Source organism: Saccharothrix sp. 6-C (genome assembly GCF_016695385.1).
GTDB classification, from domain to species: Bacteria; Actinomycetota; Actinomycetes; order Mycobacteriales; family Pseudonocardiaceae; genus Actinosynnema; species Actinosynnema texasense.
On the sequence record NZ_CP064192.1, the window covers coordinates 3020392 to 3035575 of the forward strand.

Consider the following 15184-nt stretch of genomic DNA (forward strand, 5'->3'; position numbering starts at 1 on the left):
CTCACGTCACCCGGCGACGCCGGGCGGGGCTACCTCGGCGGGTAGGTGATGGCCGGTCGGGGAGGAGTGGCCATGCCCGCGCCGAGGAAGTAGTCGACGTGGTGGGACTGCAAGTAGCCCTTGAGGGTCATCGCGTTGCGGTAGGCGGGGTTGTGCGCCAGCGTGTACAGCCTGGTGCCGCTCGGTCGGTCGGTGGTGAAGATGATCAGTTCGGTGAACGCGGCGTTGGTGTAGACGACTTCCTCGCGCCAGTCGCCGAAGAGGTCGCCGTAGAGGGTGGGGGAGTTGCCCTGCGCCGCGTCGACCGCGCCGTACTGCGAGGTGGTGAGCAGTCGCGGCACGCTGTTGGTCGTGGTGGGGCTGGTCGGGTTCCACTTCTCGAACTTGCCGTCGTTGAGCAGTTCCATGGTGGTGTCGCCGTCCCAGTACAGGCCCAGCTGCGGCCAGGGCTGCAACGACGTGCTCGACTGGGTGAGCCGGTTGGTGGCCGCGTTGTAGACGCCGGAGAAGGCCCAGACCTCCATGCCGGGGTGGCGGGGGTCGATGTCGCCTGCCATGCCCCGGCCCACGTCTGCGGTTCCGGACTCGGTGTGCCGCCAGATGATGCCGCCACCGGCCGCGTCGTAGTAGTAGTCGCGCAGGCCGCTCGGGTTGACCTGCTGGACGCCGTAGCCCTCCAGCCCGGGGCGGCCGGGGTCCAGGTCGGCGAGGTGGAAGCGGTCGCCGTGCACCACGCCGGCCGGGCCGAGGGTGTAGCGCAGCGTGCCGTTGCCGTTGAGCACGAAGCCGATCTCGGCGATCTCGTCCTTGCCGTCGCCGTCGACGTCGATGATGCGGGTGTTGTGGCCGTCGGGCAGGTTCTGGTTGCCGCGCAGGAACTTCCACTGCATGGTCAGCGCGGAGCCGGTGAACCGCCAGGCGGCGAACATGAGGTTGAAGTCGCCGTTGCCGATCCGGTTCTTCATGAACGAGACCAGGCTCGGGTTGACGCCGTCGAGGTAGCCGACGCCGAAGCGCGCGTACATCGGTCCGTCGGCCAGGTAGTCGGTCGGCACCGGCGCGGTCGCGCGGGGCGCGCCGGTCATGCCGTCGAGGATGGCGATGAACTGGCGGTTGTTGTTGCTGTCGGCGAACCGGACGCCGTTGCCGAAGGTGACGCCGTTGGCGATCCGCACCGCGACTTCCGCGCGGCCGTCGCTGTCGAGGTCCTGGACGGTGACGCCGTCGTTGTGGCCCACGTCGATGGTGGACGAGCCGCCCTCGATGTTGTCCTGGTCGGTGCTGTTGGGGCCCATGTCGACCTGCCAGAGGAACCGCCCGTCGCGGCGGTAGGCCTCGATCTTCTGCGGCGAGGTCTGCCGGTCGAGCACGTAGTCGTACTCGCCGTCGCCGTCCAGGTCGCCGACCCACAGGAACTTCACCGCGCCGCCGGCGCGCAACGGCACCCGGACCACGGGCTCGACCGCCCGGTTGGCGGCCAGGGTGAACGCGCCGCTGGGCGCCTGCTCCACGCCGGCGACCACCGGTCGGACGCGGTAGCTGTTGGCCCGGGTGACGTCGGCCGTCGAGTCGGTGAAGTTCGTGCCGCCGGTCAGCACGGCGGAGTTGAGCCTGACCTCGCCGCCGCCGTCGGTGGACCGGTAGACGTTGAAGCCGATCCCGGCCGGGTCCAACCCCAGCAGCCGCCAGCTGACCAGGACCCCGGAGGTGCCGGAGCGCACCGCCACCACGCCGCGGCCCAGGCTCTCCATCTTCCGGACGCCCGCCTCGCCGCCGGCGGTGGTGACGTCGAGGTAGTCGATGTTGGCCAGCCCGGCGGTGGTGGTGGCGGCGAGCTGCACGGTGTTGCGGCCCGCCGTCAACGGCACGGTGAGCGTCTTGGTCGTCCAGGTGTTCCACGCGCCGGTGCCGTCGAACGCGGAGCCGGCCTGCGCCACCGCGCCGTTGACGCTGATGTCGGCCGGGCGGGCGGTGGAGCCGTTGGCGTAGCGGATGGCGAGGGTCGCGGCGCCGGCGCCGACCGCGTCGACCGTGAACCGGGCCGTCGCGCCGACCGCGCCGCCGGAGTCGCAGAACCCGGAGCCGGAGTAGCCGGAGTGGTTCGACGCGAGGGCCCCGTCGCAGGTGGCGGGTGCGGCCTCGGCCTCGTACCGGGTCGTCGCGGCGTGCGCGGCGGGCGCGGTCAGCACCGCCACCGCCACACCGGACAGGACTGCGGTCACGGCAACGACTGCGGACGTCTTTGTCGGTCGTCTCATGATGGTCCCTTGACGTGCCGGGGTGGCGGGCACCCCGGCGATCGGACGGTTCGGTTGTGGCGGCGGGGACACCGGCTCCTCCCACGGCAGGACGCGGCGGCGTGTGGGATGAGGCATGAAAACGGTTACCTAGCTCGGTAGCGAACCAGGCGTTCCAAGGAGCTGTCAACCTCCGGCCATGAGGGAGATCATGGTTGACAGCAGCGCTGATGGAGATTTCCCAGTTCGGGGGCAGTGAGTGAAACCGTTTTAACGCATCGCGCGTCGTCGGCGGATCGTCGACTGTTCGTCAGGTGTTCGTCAGGTGCGACGGCCGTGGTCCGGGGCATGATGGTGTCGCGACTCGCGGGGGCGGTACCCACGCGAGTCGACCATTCTCAGCGGGGGAGCGGGCCCGGGAAGCCGGGCGGGGGTGGCGCGTTCCGCGCGGACGGTCGTGACGAGGGCTTCGAGCGCGTCGTCCAGGCGCGGCGCGCAGGACGCTCAGCGTGACCTGCCGCCCGACGGTGCGCTCACCCGGCCACAGCCGCACCAGGTCGAGCCTCACGACGTCGAAGACCGACTCGGCGTCCGCCGGCACCGGGGAGCTGACGACCCGTCACGCCCGGCGCGGGGATCGCAAGCTGAAAGCAAGGTTCATCCGCGCCGTTGTCGGCCGCGGTGGTGCACGCTCTCAGGTGACGATCCCCGTGCACGACCGGGCGCCGCCGCATCGTCGCGGCCGACGCCCGCCCCCCGGCCCCTCACCGAAAGTCGAGCTGCGGCAGCGTGACCGCGATTCCCGCCGAGCACGATTCCGCCGCCCTCCTGCTGATCTGCGACCAGTGCGGTCGGTCCTACGACACCGGCCACCCGCACGCGGTCTGGCGGTTGTTGTGGACCCGCGCGGTCGCGGACGGCTGGAGCGGGCGCGACCGCGCCATCGGACCCCACTCGTGCTCGTACTGCACGGACTGAGCCGCGGTGGGAACCGGCAACCGCAAGGTGATCGTCAGGTCCACCCCGGCCGGGTCGCGGGATGCTGGAACGTGTACTCCGAGCGGCACCCCCGTGATCCGGCGCGCGGCCACGACACCGTCGTCCTGGTCATGGAGGACCACGACCGCCCGCCTGGACCCGAGGTCGCGTCCTGGTTGCGCGACCGCGTCGACGGTCGGTCCGACCGGGACGCCCTGCGGGTGGGCGTGGTCGTCGGCGAGCTGCTGGACAACGCCTGGCGCCACGGCGGACCGCCCTACGTGCTGGAGCTGACGACGGACGCGTGGACCGGCACGGTGACGGTCCGGGTCCGCGACCACACGCCCCGGCACGCCGCCCGGTGGCGCCTCGGAGCCGGGCTGCTCATCGTCGACGGGCTGGTCGAGCAGTGGGGTGTCGTCTCGGCCGCCGCGAACACGACCGTGTGGGCCAAGGTGCGGTTCGACGACTGACCTCCGACCCGCCTCGATCGCCCGCGGCCCGCCCGGCCGACCGGAACCACCGCACCAGGAGGTCGTCATCGACCACGAACTCGACCACTCGTTCCGCGCCGTCGGCGTCCGACCGGCGCGGACCCCGCGACGCCACGCCTTCGCCGCCCGGCTGAGCTCGGGCGCGTTCCTGCTCGGGCTGTGGCTGGTCGTGTCGCCGTTCGCGCTGGGGTACGGCGTCCTCGGGGTCTCGTTCACCGGCCACGGCAACGAGGTGGTCACCGGGGTCGTCGTCGTGGTGGTCGCGCTGACCGGTGCGATGGCGCCCGCGGACGCCCGGTGGTCCGGGCCGGTGCTGGTCGTGGCGGGGGTGTGGCCGGCCGTCGCGCCGTGGCTGGTCGGCTACCGGGGCGAGGTCGACGCCACGGCCGCGACGGTCAACGACCTGGTGGTCGGCGGTGCGGTCGCCGTGCTCGGCGCCGCGATCACCGCGGCGATCCGTCCATTGAGGACCGCGGAGCCGGAGGACGGGTGACGCCCCTTCCCGGTCGGCGTCGGCGTCGGCGACGGCCAGGGTGATGTCCAGCACCTTGTCCGACAACGCCTGCGCCGCCCGGGGGTCCAGGAAGACGCGGGTGTCGCCGCGGACCACGACCACGTCGTCGGCCGCGGGGTGCGGCTGGATCGACAGGTCGAAGTCGAGTTCGGCCCGGGAGAGTCGAGCGGGGGTGGGGCCGGTCCGGTCACCAGGGGATCGGGCCCTCGTCGTCGAAGAAGCCGCCGCGCGGCCCGTCGTCCGGCAGGGTGGCGAGCCGGATGGCGATCGCGGCGCCCTGTTCGGGGGTGCGCGGCGCGGCGAAGCCGGTGAAGTCGGTCGCGACGTAGCCGGGGCAGGCGGCGTTGACGATGACGGTCGTGTCCGCGAGGCGGCGGGCGTACTGCGCCGTGACGCTGTTGAGCATCGACTTCGACGGCGCGTACGCGGCCATGACGGGGCCGGTGCGCAGGGTGAGCGAGCCCATGGTGCTCGACATGTTCACGATGCGCGGCGAGCCCGCGCGGCGCAGCAGGGGGAGCATCGCGTTCGTCACCCGGACCACGCCGAGCACGTTCGTGTCGAGGACGGCGCGGACGACGTCGAGGTCCAGCGTCGTCGGGTCCTGGGCGCCGTTGTCGGACCGGCCGGCGATGCCGGCGTTGTTGACGAGCACGTCGAGCCGTCCCGCGGTCCGCTCGATGGTCGCCGCCGCCTCCGCGGCGCTGTCGTCGGAGGTGACGTCGAGGGCGACCCCGAACGCGTCGACGCCCTCCGCGCGCAGCCGTCCGACGGCGTCCTCGCGCCTCGCCCCGTCACGCGCGCCCACCGCGACCGTGAAGCCGATCGCCCCGAGGCCCCGGGCGATGGCGAAACCGATTCCCTTGTTCGCGCCGGTGACCAGCGCGATCTTCGTGTCGTCCACCAGAGCGATGCTCGGCGCGTCGCGCCCCGCTGTCCAAGATCGATCCGGTAAGCCGTGATACCCCACGGGTATCAGGCGGTAGGCTCCGTCCGTGCACGACCTCGAGACCCGGGAACTGGCGTACTTCGTCGCCGTCGCCGAGGAACTGCACTTCGGACGTGCCGCCGATCGGCTCGGGATCGCGCAGCCGCCGCTGTCGCGGGCGATCCGCCGGCTGGAGCAGCGGCTCGGCGTTCGGCTCTTCGACCGGGACCGCCGCGGCGTGGCGCTCACCGAGGCCGGCGGCGTGATGCTCCGCGAGGCCCGGACGGCGCTCGACGCGGTCGCGGCCGTCGCGCGCCGGACCCGCCGCGCCGGGGACCCGAGGCGGCCGCTGGTGCTGGTGACGAAGGCCGGGGCGTCGCACGAGCTGCTGCAACGGCTCCTCGACGCGGCGGCCCGCGAACCCGGCGCGGCACCTGTCGAGGTGCTCCTGTGCGAGGTGGGCGAGCAGGCGGGGCTGCTGCGCGACGGGAGCGCCGACGTGGCGCTGATGCACCGCCCGTTCGACGACCTCGTTGGCTTCGACACCGAGGACCTCCACGTCGAGGGCCAGGTCGCGCTCCTGCCCGCGGGGCACCCGTTGGCGGCCCGCGACCGGCTCGCGCTCGCGGACGTCCGCGCCGTGCCGGACCTGCCGATCGCCCGCTGGCCCCGGCTCGACGGGACCTACCCGGACGGGCCCGGGCCGGAGGTGCGCACCCAGTCGCAGCTCGCCCAGCTCGTGGCGCTCGGCAAGGCGCTGCTCGTCATCCCCGCGTCCAGCCGCGCCTGGCAGTGGCCCGACCACGTCGCCGTGCCCGTCGTGGACGCGCCGGACGTCACCACGGTGATCGCCTGGCCGGCCGGCAGCCGCTCCCGGGCCGTCGCCGCGCTCGTCCGCTCGGCGGCCGGGCTCCGCGACGCCGCACCGCGCTGAGCGCCGTGCACCACGTCCACCCGATCGTGCGTCCCGGCGACCCGTTCGGGCGTTGTCCGGCGGCCGGCGGCGGCACCATCCTGTGAGCCGTCCGGATCACCCGATCACGTGCGTGCGGAGGTTTCGTGCCGGTCAACGACATGCTCAAGGCGAAGATCAACCACGGCTTCACCCGACTGGACGCCGACGGCGACGGGCTGCTCACCGAGCAGGACCACGTCCTGATGGGCAAGAGGGCCGCGGCCGCGCTCGGGCACGACCCCGACTCGCCGCAGGAGCAGCGGATCGTCGACGCCTACCTGCGGATCTGGCACGAGCTGCACCTGCCGCACATCCCGGGCGGCGGCACGTCCATCTCGCGCGAGCAGTTCGTCGCCTCCACCGGCTCCCTCGCCGACGACCCGGACGCCGCGCGGAGCAGCGTCGGCGCGGTGGCGGAGGCGTTCCTGGGCATCGCCGACCTCGACGCCGACGGCCGCGTGAGCCCGGACGAGTACCTCGCGTTCCAGCGCGGCCACTTCCCCGACCTGACCGAGGCGGAGGCCGCCGAGGCGTTCGGCCACCTCGACGTGGACGGCGACGGCTACCTCACCGCCGAGGAGTTCACCCGGGCGACGGTCGAGTTCTGGTCGAGCACGGACCCGGACGCGCCGGGCAACTGGTGGATGGGCCGCCCCGTGGCGTGACCCGTCCGCGACCCGTGCGGCGGCTCGCCACCGCCGCACGGGTCCGCTCACCGACCCCGGCGAGCGCCGTTCACGGTCGCCGCACCACGATGTCGTCCGGGGAGCGCGGGTCGATCTCGTAGTGGGTGTCGAACTGGCTGCTGAAGCCCGTCACGCGGACGGTGCGGCCCACGGCGAGCCCGGTCAGGTCGATGCCCGTCCCGGTGTTGACGAAGATCGTCAGCTCGCCGGAGCCGTCGTCGACGAAGAACTTGTGCCCGTACGGCAGGTCGGACGCCGGCGCCCGGGTGACGGTGGCGGTGACGCGCGCCAGCAGCCCTTCGGTGGCCTCGCCGACCGCGCCCGTGGCGAGCGGCACGGGGCGGACCTCCGGGCCCTTGCCCCGCACGTGGACCTCGGCCGGGTCGGCGGGCACGAGGACGAGCAGCCCGTAGCTGTCGCGCAGCGTGCCCGTGACCCGCACCTTGTCGCGCGGGGTCACGTCCGGGTCGACCGGGACGCTGACGTAGATCCCGGCGGTGCGGTCCTGGATCGCGAAACCCCGGTCGAAGAAGCTGGACTCGAACGCGCCCGACGGGGTGGTGGCCGTGCCGGCCACGGTGACCACCGTCCCCGGCGGCAGGGTCCGCGCGTGGGCGATGGACACCACGTGCCGCGACGCCTCCGCCGCCCGGGCGGGCAGCGCCACCCCCATCGAGACGAGCACCAGGACCAACACCGCGGAGATGCCGCGCGGTGACCGACGCATGCCGAACCCCTTCCGACCCAGCCGTGCCGGTGCGGCCCGGCTTCCCGCCACCATCGCGGTCGCGGGCGCGGCCCGCCGGCGGAAGGGGCGATCCACTACGGAATCCCCACCCCCCGAGCCGCCGGCGGTGGCAGGACGGTGATGGTGAACGCGTCCTCGACGTCGGCGCGCGGCAGGTCGACGGTCGTGGCGTCGCCGGACAGCGCCACGACGGCGTCCCGGACGGTGACGGGTCCCCGCACCGCGCCGCCGCCGTTGTGCGGGACGCGGTGGACGACCACCCGCACCCGGCCGTCGCGCACGATGCCGCTGGTGGCGTCGAGGCGCTGCAACGCGACCGCGACGGCGCCCGGCGTGCCGCGACCGCCGACCAGGACCTTCGCCGCGCCCGGCGCCGCCGTGGCGAACGCGTCGCGGGTCGGACCGGGCGTCACCGAGGCCACCAGGCCGGTCTGCGAGCCGTAGAAGCGGTAGACCCACCACTCGCCCTTCGGCAGGTGCCGCCCGGAGGGGTCGCGGACGAGCAGGTTGCCGAGGTCGTCGTGCAGGTCCGCCGCGCCGGCCCAGTTGGCGCGCAGGCCGTCGGCGCCGGCGCGTTCCAGCCTGGCGATGTACCAGGAGCCGGCGCCGGGGTTCTGCTCGTCGCCCGCGCCGTACTCGTTGACCTGGTAGGGACGAGGGTGGGGGATGGCGCGCGCGTCGAGCGTGGTGTCCGCCGCCGCCACGTCGGCCACCGGGTCGCCGGGCAGCGCGTGCCAGCTGACGACGTCGGGGACCGTGTCGGTGGCGCGGACGAAGTCGAGGTACTGGTTCCACCACGGCCCGTCGGTCGTCGGCACGCCCGCGAAGCTCGGCCCCACGATCGGCTGTCGCGGGAACGCCGCCCGCACGCGCCGGTGGGTGCGGCGCCACAGCTCGAAGTACTGCGCCTGCGGCCGGTTCCAGAAGGTCGGGAGGTTCGGCTCGTTCCACAGGTCCCACTGCACGGGCGCGCCCGCGGCCCCGACGTCGTGGATCAGGCGGGTCAGGAAGGCGTCGTAGTCCGCCCAGTCGCCGTCGTCGCCGGGGAACCGCGCGATGGGGTGGCCGTCCGCGCCCCACAGGTCGTGCGGCAGCAGGATGAACTCGCCGCCCAACGACCGGGTGCGCAGCAATTGCGCCCGGGTCGCGCGCCAGCGGCGGTCGTACCTGCCCGAGACCCAGCCGCCGGGGCTGTCGAGCTGCGCGCCGCCGGCCCGCATGCGGCGGAACCGCACGTCGTGGAAGAAGCGGTCCGCGGGACCGGACGCGTCCTCGGTCATCCCGTAGATCCACCCCGAGGCCCGGTGGGTCGGGGCGCCGCCGGTGGCGGAGAAGTCGACGCCGACCCGCTCGGCGGCGGGCGCGCCGGGCGTGGTCGGGGCCGCGGGGGGAGCGGCTGGTCCGCCGGGTTCGGGACGCACGATCGACTCCTCAGGGGCACGAACCGGTTCGACCTACGGCGGCGGGACGGTCGCGGAACGGTCGCGGAACTCGTCAGCGGCGGCGGGCGCCGGTGCTCGACCGCAGGGAGACGGCCGGTTCCAGCAGGGCGTTGCGAGGCGTGGCGGCGGGGTCGGCGATCCGCTCGACCAGCAGGTCCACGGCGAGGCGGGCCATCTCCTCGGCGGGCACGTCCGCCGCCGTCAGCGGTGGGTGGAAGCCCTCGGCGAGACGACCGGCGACGACCCCGGTGATGGAGAAGTCGCGCGGCACGTCCAGGCGCGCCCGGTGCAAGGCCTGCTGCAGGCCGGGCAGCGCGGCCTCGTTGATCGTCACCGCCGCCGTCACCCCGGGCCAGCGCCGGCGGATGTCCTCGAAGCACGTCAGCCCCGCCGCCGGCTCGTCGGCGCAGTAGACGGTGTGCGCGGTCAGCCCCCGCGCGTCCGCCGCCTCCTGGAAACCGGCCGACGACCGCACGGCGGGCCCGTAGCCCGCCGCCACCAGCTCGTCGGACCGGTTGATCAGCACCACGTCCCGGTGGTCGAGGTCGGCGAGGTGGTGCACGCAGCGCCGGATCAGCGCCGCGTAGTCCACGTCGACCCACCACGACGCGCCGGGGTGCTCGACGTGGCCGATGGTCACGAACGGCAGCCCGGCCTGCTCCAGCCGCGCCACGCGCGCGTCGTCCAGCAGGATCTCCATCAGGATCACGCCGTCCACCCGGCGACCGGTGACGATCCGCTCGAACGACCGGTCGTGGTCGCCGCCGCTCGGCGACAGCAGCACGTCGAGGTCGTGGGTGGCGGCGACCTCGACGACGCTGGCCACGAAGCCGAGCTGCGCGTCGGTGAGCCGGCTGCTGGCGGGCGGTATGACCAGGCTCAGCGTGCGGGTCCGCCCCTCGGCGAGCGCCCGCGCGCTGGCGTTGGGCCGGAAGCCCAGCTCGTCGATGACCTCGTTGATCCGCCGGGCGGTCGCCGTGGACACCGGGCGCTTCCCGCTCAGCGCGTAGGACACCGTGCTGCGCGACACGCCCGCCCGCTTCGCGATCTCGCCGATGTTCATGCGCTCTCCGTTCAACCGGTTCGACAGAGTGTCGATGATAGGCCCATGAGGCCTTGCACGGGTCTGCTCGGACGGTTACGTTGACCGGACGTCGCATGGGTCGAACCGGTTCGACCTCGACGGTCTTGACGGGTCGTCAGCGCAGCCGCCAGGGAGGACCACCCCGTGAACCCCTCACCGATCGCCCGCCGGTTCGCCGTCGCCCTGTTCGCGGCCGGTCTGACCCTGTCCGCCTGCACCTCGTCCGCGGGGGACTCCGGCGACGCCGGGGGCGGGACGTTCGCGGTGTGGGACCCGTACCCCCAGTTCGACGGCGGCTCCCAGTGGGCGAAGGTGGTCCAGGACTGCGGCGCGCGGGCCGGCGTGGAGGTCGAGCGCCAGGCTTACGACACGTCGGACCTGACCAACAAGGTCCTGCTCGCCGCCCAGCAGGGGGTCGCGCCGAACGTCCTGGTCGTGGACAACCCCGTGGTGTCCACCCTCGCCGAGGCGGGCGTGCTGAAGGCCAACCAGGACACCGGTGTCGACGCGTCCCAGGCGGCGCCGAACCTCCTGGCGGCGGGCGAGTCGGAGGGGAAGACCTACGGCGTGCCGATCGGGGCGAACACCCTGGCGCTCTACTACAACAAGGCGGTCCTGGCGGCGGCGGGCGTCGACCCGGCGTCGATCGACGACTGGGCCTCGCTGGACGCGGCGCTGGCGAAGGTGGCGGCGGCCGGCAAGAAGGGCATCACGTTCTCCGCGATCGGCACCGAAGAGGGCACGTTCCAGTTCCTGCCGTGGTTCTGGGGCGCGGGCGCGCAGCTCACCGACCTCTCCTCGACGCAGGCCGTGGCCGCGGTGGAGCTGTGGAAGTCGTGGGTGGACAAGGGCTACGCGCCGAACTCGGTCATCGGCAACACGCAGACCACGAGCTGGCAGGAGTTCGCCACCGGCGAGTACGCCTTCGCCGAGAACGGCACGTGGCAGCTGGGCAACGCGGCCGAGGCGGGCTTCGAGCACGGCGTCATCCCGATCCCGGCCCGCACCGGCGGTGTCGCGCCCGCGCCGACCGGCGGCGAGTTCGTCACCGTGCCGGTCCAGGACGACCAGGGCCGGGAGGCGACCGCGGCGAAGATCGCCAACTGCCTCACCGGCCCGGACACCGTGCAGGCCACCGACACGGCCCTGACCTACGTCTCGGCGGTCGCGGCCGTGCGCGAGCGGCAGGTCGCCGACAACCCGGCGTTGGCGGTGTGGGCGGACGCGGTGCAGGCGGCCAAGGGGCGCACCGGCGACCACCTCGGCACCCGCTACCCGCGCATCTCGCAACCGCTGTGGACCGCCGTGCAGGCCGCGCTCACCGCCTCCAAGACGCCGGCCGACGCGTTGAAGGACGCCCAAGCCGCCGCGGCCTCGGCGAAGTAGGCCTCATGCGCAAGCACCTCGTCGGTTGGGCGTTCCTGAGCCCGATCGTGGCCTACCTGCTCCTCTGCTACGCCTACCCGCTGGTGACGACCATCGACCTGAGCGTCCGCGACTACACCGTCCGGTCCTTCGTGCGCGGCGGCGCCCCGCTGACGGGGTTCGAGAACTACCTGACCGTGTTCGCCGACCCCACGTTCCGGACCGCGCTGCTCAACACGGTGCTCTTCACCGCCGTGTCGCTGGCGCTGCAGTACGGCATCGGGCTGGCGATGGCGGTGTTCTTCTCCCGGAACTTCCGGCTGTCCGCGACCCTGCGGGCGCTGTTCCTGGTGCCGTGGCTGCTGCCGCTGATCGTGTCGGCCTCCACGTGGGCGTGGATGCTCAACAGCGAGGCGGGCGTGGTCAACGCGCTGCTCGGCCTCGTCGGCGTCGACGGCGTGCACTGGCTGACGTCGCCGGACTGGTCCCTGGTGTCGGTGACCCTCGCCAACGTCTGGATCGGCATCCCGTTCAACCTCGTCGTGCTCTACAGCGGCCTGCGCGACATCCCCACCGAGGTGCACGAGGCGTCCGCGCTGGACGGCGCGAGCTCCTGGCAGTCGTTCCGGCACATCACCTTCCCGCTGCTGCGGGCCGTCTCGACGGTCACGTTGCTGCTGGGCCTGGTCTACACGCTCAAGGTGTTCGACCTCGTCTGGATCATGACGCGCGGCGGGCCCGGCGGGTCGTCCACCACCCTGGCCACCTGGTCCTACGAGCTCGGCTTCGGCAACGCGCTGCCCCGCTTCGGGCCCAGCGCCGCGGTGGGCAACGTGCTCATCCTGATCGCGCTCGTCGCCGGCCTGGTGTACGTGCGCGTGCAGCGCGAGCGGGAGGCGTCGTGACGCGGTCGTGGTGGCGGACCGGGGTGGGCCTGCTGCTCACCGCCGTGATGCTGTTCCCCGTCTACTGGATGGTCAACGTCTCCCTCACCCCGGCGAGCCGGATGCGCAAGTCGCCCCCGGACCTGTTCCCCGTCACGCCCACGTTCGAGGGGTACGCGCGCGTGCTGGACGAGCAGTTGCCGTACTTCGGCACCAGCCTGCTGCTCGGGGTGGGCACCGTCGTGTTGACATTGGCGTTGGCCGCGCCCGCCGCGTACGCGTTGGCGAAGCTGCGCCCACCCGGTCGCGGCCCGCTGGTGTTCGCGCTGCTGGTCGCGCAGATGATCCCCGGCATCGTGATGGCGCTGGGGCTCTACGGGATGTTCGTGCGCCTCGGCGTCACCAACACGGTGTGGGGCCTGGTCTTCGCCGACTCCACGATCGCGGTGCCGTTCGCGGTGCTGATCCTCACCTCGTTCATGTCGACCGTGCCCGACGAGGTCGTGCAGGCGGCGCGGATCGACGGCGCGGGCGCGTTGCGCGTCTTCTGGTCGGTCGTGCTGCCCGCCAGCCGCAACGGGGTCGTCACCGCCGGGTTGTTCGCGTTCCTGTGGGCGTGGTCGGACTTCCTGTTCGCCACCACCCTGGACAGCGGTGGCGCGCTGAAACCGCTGACCCTCGGCATCTACCGCTACATCGGCAACAACAACCAGGAGTGGAACGCGATCATGGCCACGGCCGTCGTCGCGTCCGTGCCCGCCACCGCGCTGCTCGTGCTGGCCCAGCGCTTCGTCGCCGCCGGCATCACCTCGGGCGCGGTCAAGGACTGAAGGGAAGCCTGTGGACGACTTCTCGGTGCGGGAGATCCCGTTCAGCCACCCGGGGGCGTGGTTCGGCCTCTCCCCGGTCACCGCGCTCGCCACCTACGCCGACGACCTGCACCTGGTGTCCCACCGCAACGGGATGCACGCGGTGCTGTCGTTGGTCCCCCTGCCCGGCGGCGCGGACGTGACGGCCGACCCGGCGGTGCTGACGTGGACCTCGGGGCGGGGCAGGGCGACGGCCGCCTTCGAGTCGCCCTCCGCGCTGCGGATCACCGGCCACGGCCTGGGCCTGCGCATCGCCGCCGCGGACCCGACCCTGACCCCGTTCACCGGGACGTACTTCTTCCACGACCCGGTCACCTCGTCGCACGTCTTCACCTCCTACGAGACCGGTCACCGCTACCGCGTGACCGTCCTGTCGGGACGGTCCCGGGCGGTCGGCGCCGCCGCGCTGGGCACGGCCGAGCGGGCGGTCCTGGTCGGCGAGGACGGCGGGGAGTGGGAGATCGCGGTGGAGGAGTTCACCACGGCCCGCCGCGCCTTCTCGTCCGGTGCGACGTTCACCGAGGTGGCCGCCGCGTCACGGCGGTCCTTCGCGCGGTTCGCCGACGCGGTGGCGCCCTGGCGCAACGACCGCACGCCGGCCGCCGAACTGGCCTGCTACGTGCTGTGGTCCGCGACCGTGTCGCCCGCCGGGTTCGTCACGCGGCCGGCGGTGCTGATGTCCAAGCACTGGATGGACAAGGTGTGGAGCTGGGACCACTGCTTCAACGCCCTGGCGCTGGCGCCGGGGGCGCCGGAGTCGGCCTGGGACCAGTTGCAGGTGGTGTTCGACCACCAGACCGAGGAGGGGGCGCTGCCCGACTCGATCACCCACGCCGAGGTGCTGCACAACTTCGTCAAGCCGCCGATCCACGGCTGGGCGGTGAGCCGCCTGCGCGAGCGCCTGCCCGGCGGGCTGCCGGCGGCCGAGCTGCCGCGCCTGTACCGGCAACTGGCGGCGTGGACGACGTTCTGGCTCGACCACCGCCGCGTGCCGGGCGAGCCGTTCGCGCACTACGAGCACGGCAACGACAGCGGCTGGGACAACTCGACGGTGTTCCGCGGGCAGCGGCTCGTGCAGACCGCCGACCTGGCCGCGTTCCTCGTCGTGCAGATGAGGGAACTGGCCCGGCTGGCCGGCGAGATCGGTGACGCGCCGGCCGTGACGCGCTGGACGCGGGAAGCCGACACGATGCTCGCCGCGCTGCTCGACCGGCTGTGGGACGGTTCCCGGTTCGCCGGCCGCGCGCTCGACGGCACGCCGCGCGCCACGGCGAGCCTGCTCGACCTCGTGCCCGTCGTCCTCGGCGCCGAGCTGCCCGCCGACGTGCACGCCCGGGTGGCCGCGGCCGTGGCCGCCCACCTCACCCCGGTCGGCCTGGCCACCGAGCTGCCCGACTCGCCGTGGTACGAGGCCGACGGCTACTGGCGCGGGCCCGTGTGGGCGCCGGCGACCGTGCTGGTCGAGGACGGCCTGCGGCGCGGTGGCGCGGTGGCGCTCGCCGACGAGGTCAGCGCGACCTTCCGCGCCGTGTGCGAGAAGTCCGGCTTCGCGGAGAACTTCGACGCGCTGACCGGGCAGGGCCAGCGCGACCGCGCCTACACCTGGACGGCGAGCGCCTACCTGGTGCTGGCCGGTGACGCCGAACGCCGGCGGTAGCGCGGCGCCCGCAGCCTGAACAGTCGGTCGGCGGTCATGAACCATCAGCGTCCACCTGCGCGTAGCCGATCGCGCGGACGGCCTGCGGCCGTCAATGTGCACGTTCACAAAGAGGGTGAGCCGCGTGCGTGATCGGCTACGCCAAATGGTCTAGGGTCACAGTAAACATGCTGTTCGCGGTGCCGGGTTCGAGCTGAAGCACGGTGTAGGGCCTGCGCAGCGGTGCTAGGTGAGCGTTCACATGTTCGGGCCGGTTCGCCGTTGACTCGCTTGGAACGCGGCGCTACATTGGCCCGAAAGTTCAGGTGTCAAGACCAAAACATTCAGCCAGGACACCCGCCGG

Annotated in this window: 14 protein-coding genes; 9 read left to right on the forward strand and 5 right to left on the reverse strand. The window is 73.1% G+C overall.

The features are described 5' to 3' along the window. Positions 1–29: 29 nt before the first annotated feature. Entirely contained in the window at positions 30–2222 is a 2193-nt protein-coding gene (locus IOD16_RS40955) for a rhamnogalacturonan lyase family protein (protein ID WP_201440299.1), read from the reverse strand. A gap of 804 nt (positions 2223–3026) precedes the next feature. On the opposite strand from IOD16_RS40955, the gene IOD16_RS13350 reads away from it, so the two are divergent. The 3 genes from IOD16_RS13350 (at position 3027) to IOD16_RS41440 (ending at position 4202) form a co-directional block, all read left to right on the forward strand. After that, positions 3027–3215: a hypothetical protein gene (locus IOD16_RS13350; RefSeq protein WP_201440300.1), complete on the forward strand. Its 189-nt coding sequence runs from the start codon at positions 3027–3029 to the stop codon at positions 3213–3215. Between the two features lie 71 nt (positions 3216–3286). Then, positions 3287–3688, forward strand: coding sequence for an ATP-binding protein (locus tag IOD16_RS13355; protein ID WP_201440301.1), 402 nt, complete (start codon positions 3287–3289; stop codon positions 3686–3688). After that, a complete protein-coding gene (locus IOD16_RS41440) occupies positions 3630–4202 on the forward strand; it encodes an SPW repeat protein (protein WP_442978101.1) in 573 nt (190 codons plus the stop codon). The genes IOD16_RS13355 and IOD16_RS41440 overlap by 59 nt, the downstream gene beginning before the upstream one ends. 208 nt (positions 4203–4410) lie before the next feature. Here IOD16_RS41440 and IOD16_RS13365 read toward each other — a convergent pair whose 3' ends face one another. Further along, a complete protein-coding gene (locus IOD16_RS13365) occupies positions 4411–5127 on the reverse strand; it encodes an SDR family oxidoreductase (RefSeq protein WP_201440303.1) in 717 nt (238 codons plus the stop codon). Positions 5128–5218: 91 nt separating this feature from the next. Here IOD16_RS13365 and IOD16_RS13370 point away from each other — a divergent pair, with 91 nt between their 5' ends. Further along, positions 5219–6085: a LysR family transcriptional regulator gene (locus tag IOD16_RS13370; RefSeq protein ID WP_201440304.1), complete on the forward strand. Its 867-nt coding sequence runs from the start codon at positions 5219–5221 to the stop codon at positions 6083–6085. A gap of 125 nt (positions 6086–6210) precedes the next feature. Continuing rightward, complete coding sequence (locus IOD16_RS13375; protein ID WP_201440305.1) at positions 6211–6771, forward strand: EF-hand domain-containing protein; 561 nt, start codon at positions 6211–6213, stop codon at positions 6769–6771. Between the two features lie 70 nt (positions 6772–6841). Here IOD16_RS13375 and IOD16_RS13380 read toward each other — a convergent pair whose 3' ends face one another. The 3 genes from IOD16_RS13380 to IOD16_RS13390 all read right to left on the reverse strand — a co-directional run bounded on the left by IOD16_RS13380 (position 6842) and on the right by IOD16_RS13390 (position 10045). Beyond that, the gene (locus IOD16_RS13380) at positions 6842–7519 is read right to left on the reverse strand and encodes a hypothetical protein (RefSeq protein WP_201440306.1); all 678 of its coding nucleotides are present in this window, start codon (positions 7517–7519) and stop codon (positions 6842–6844) included. A 95-nt stretch (positions 7520–7614) separates the two neighbouring features. Then, positions 7615–8961 carry a beta-xylosidase gene (locus IOD16_RS13385; RefSeq protein ID WP_236594951.1) on the reverse strand — a complete coding sequence of 449 codons (1347 nt, stop codon included), beginning with the start codon at positions 8959–8961 and terminating at the stop codon, positions 7615–7617. Positions 8962–9034: 73 nt separating this feature from the next. Then, positions 9035–10045, reverse strand: a complete 1011-nt coding sequence (locus tag IOD16_RS13390; RefSeq protein ID WP_201440307.1) for a LacI family DNA-binding transcriptional regulator — start codon at positions 10043–10045, stop codon at positions 9035–9037. Positions 10046–10210: 165 nt separating this feature from the next. Between IOD16_RS13390 and IOD16_RS13395 the strand changes: the two genes are divergently transcribed. Genes IOD16_RS13395 through IOD16_RS13410 form a run of 4 tightly spaced genes read left to right on the forward strand, consistent with a single transcriptional unit; the run spans position 10211 to position 14841 of the window. Beyond that, positions 10211–11452 carry a sugar ABC transporter substrate-binding protein gene (locus tag IOD16_RS13395; RefSeq protein WP_201440308.1) on the forward strand — a complete coding sequence of 414 codons (1242 nt, stop codon included), beginning with the start codon at positions 10211–10213 and terminating at the stop codon, positions 11450–11452. A 5-nt stretch (positions 11453–11457) separates the two neighbouring features. Next, positions 11458–12336: a carbohydrate ABC transporter permease gene (locus IOD16_RS13400; protein WP_201440309.1), complete on the forward strand. Its 879-nt coding sequence runs from the start codon at positions 11458–11460 to the stop codon at positions 12334–12336. 47 nt (positions 12337–12383) lie between these two features. Further along, positions 12384–13145 carry a carbohydrate ABC transporter permease gene (locus tag IOD16_RS13405; RefSeq protein ID WP_201441342.1) on the forward strand — a complete coding sequence of 254 codons (762 nt, stop codon included), beginning with the start codon at positions 12384–12386 and terminating at the stop codon, positions 13143–13145. 10 nt (positions 13146–13155) lie between these two features. Beyond that, positions 13156–14841: an amylo-alpha-1,6-glucosidase gene (locus IOD16_RS13410; RefSeq protein WP_201440310.1), complete on the forward strand. Its 1686-nt coding sequence runs from the start codon at positions 13156–13158 to the stop codon at positions 14839–14841. The last annotated feature ends 343 nt before the right edge of the window (positions 14842–15184 follow it).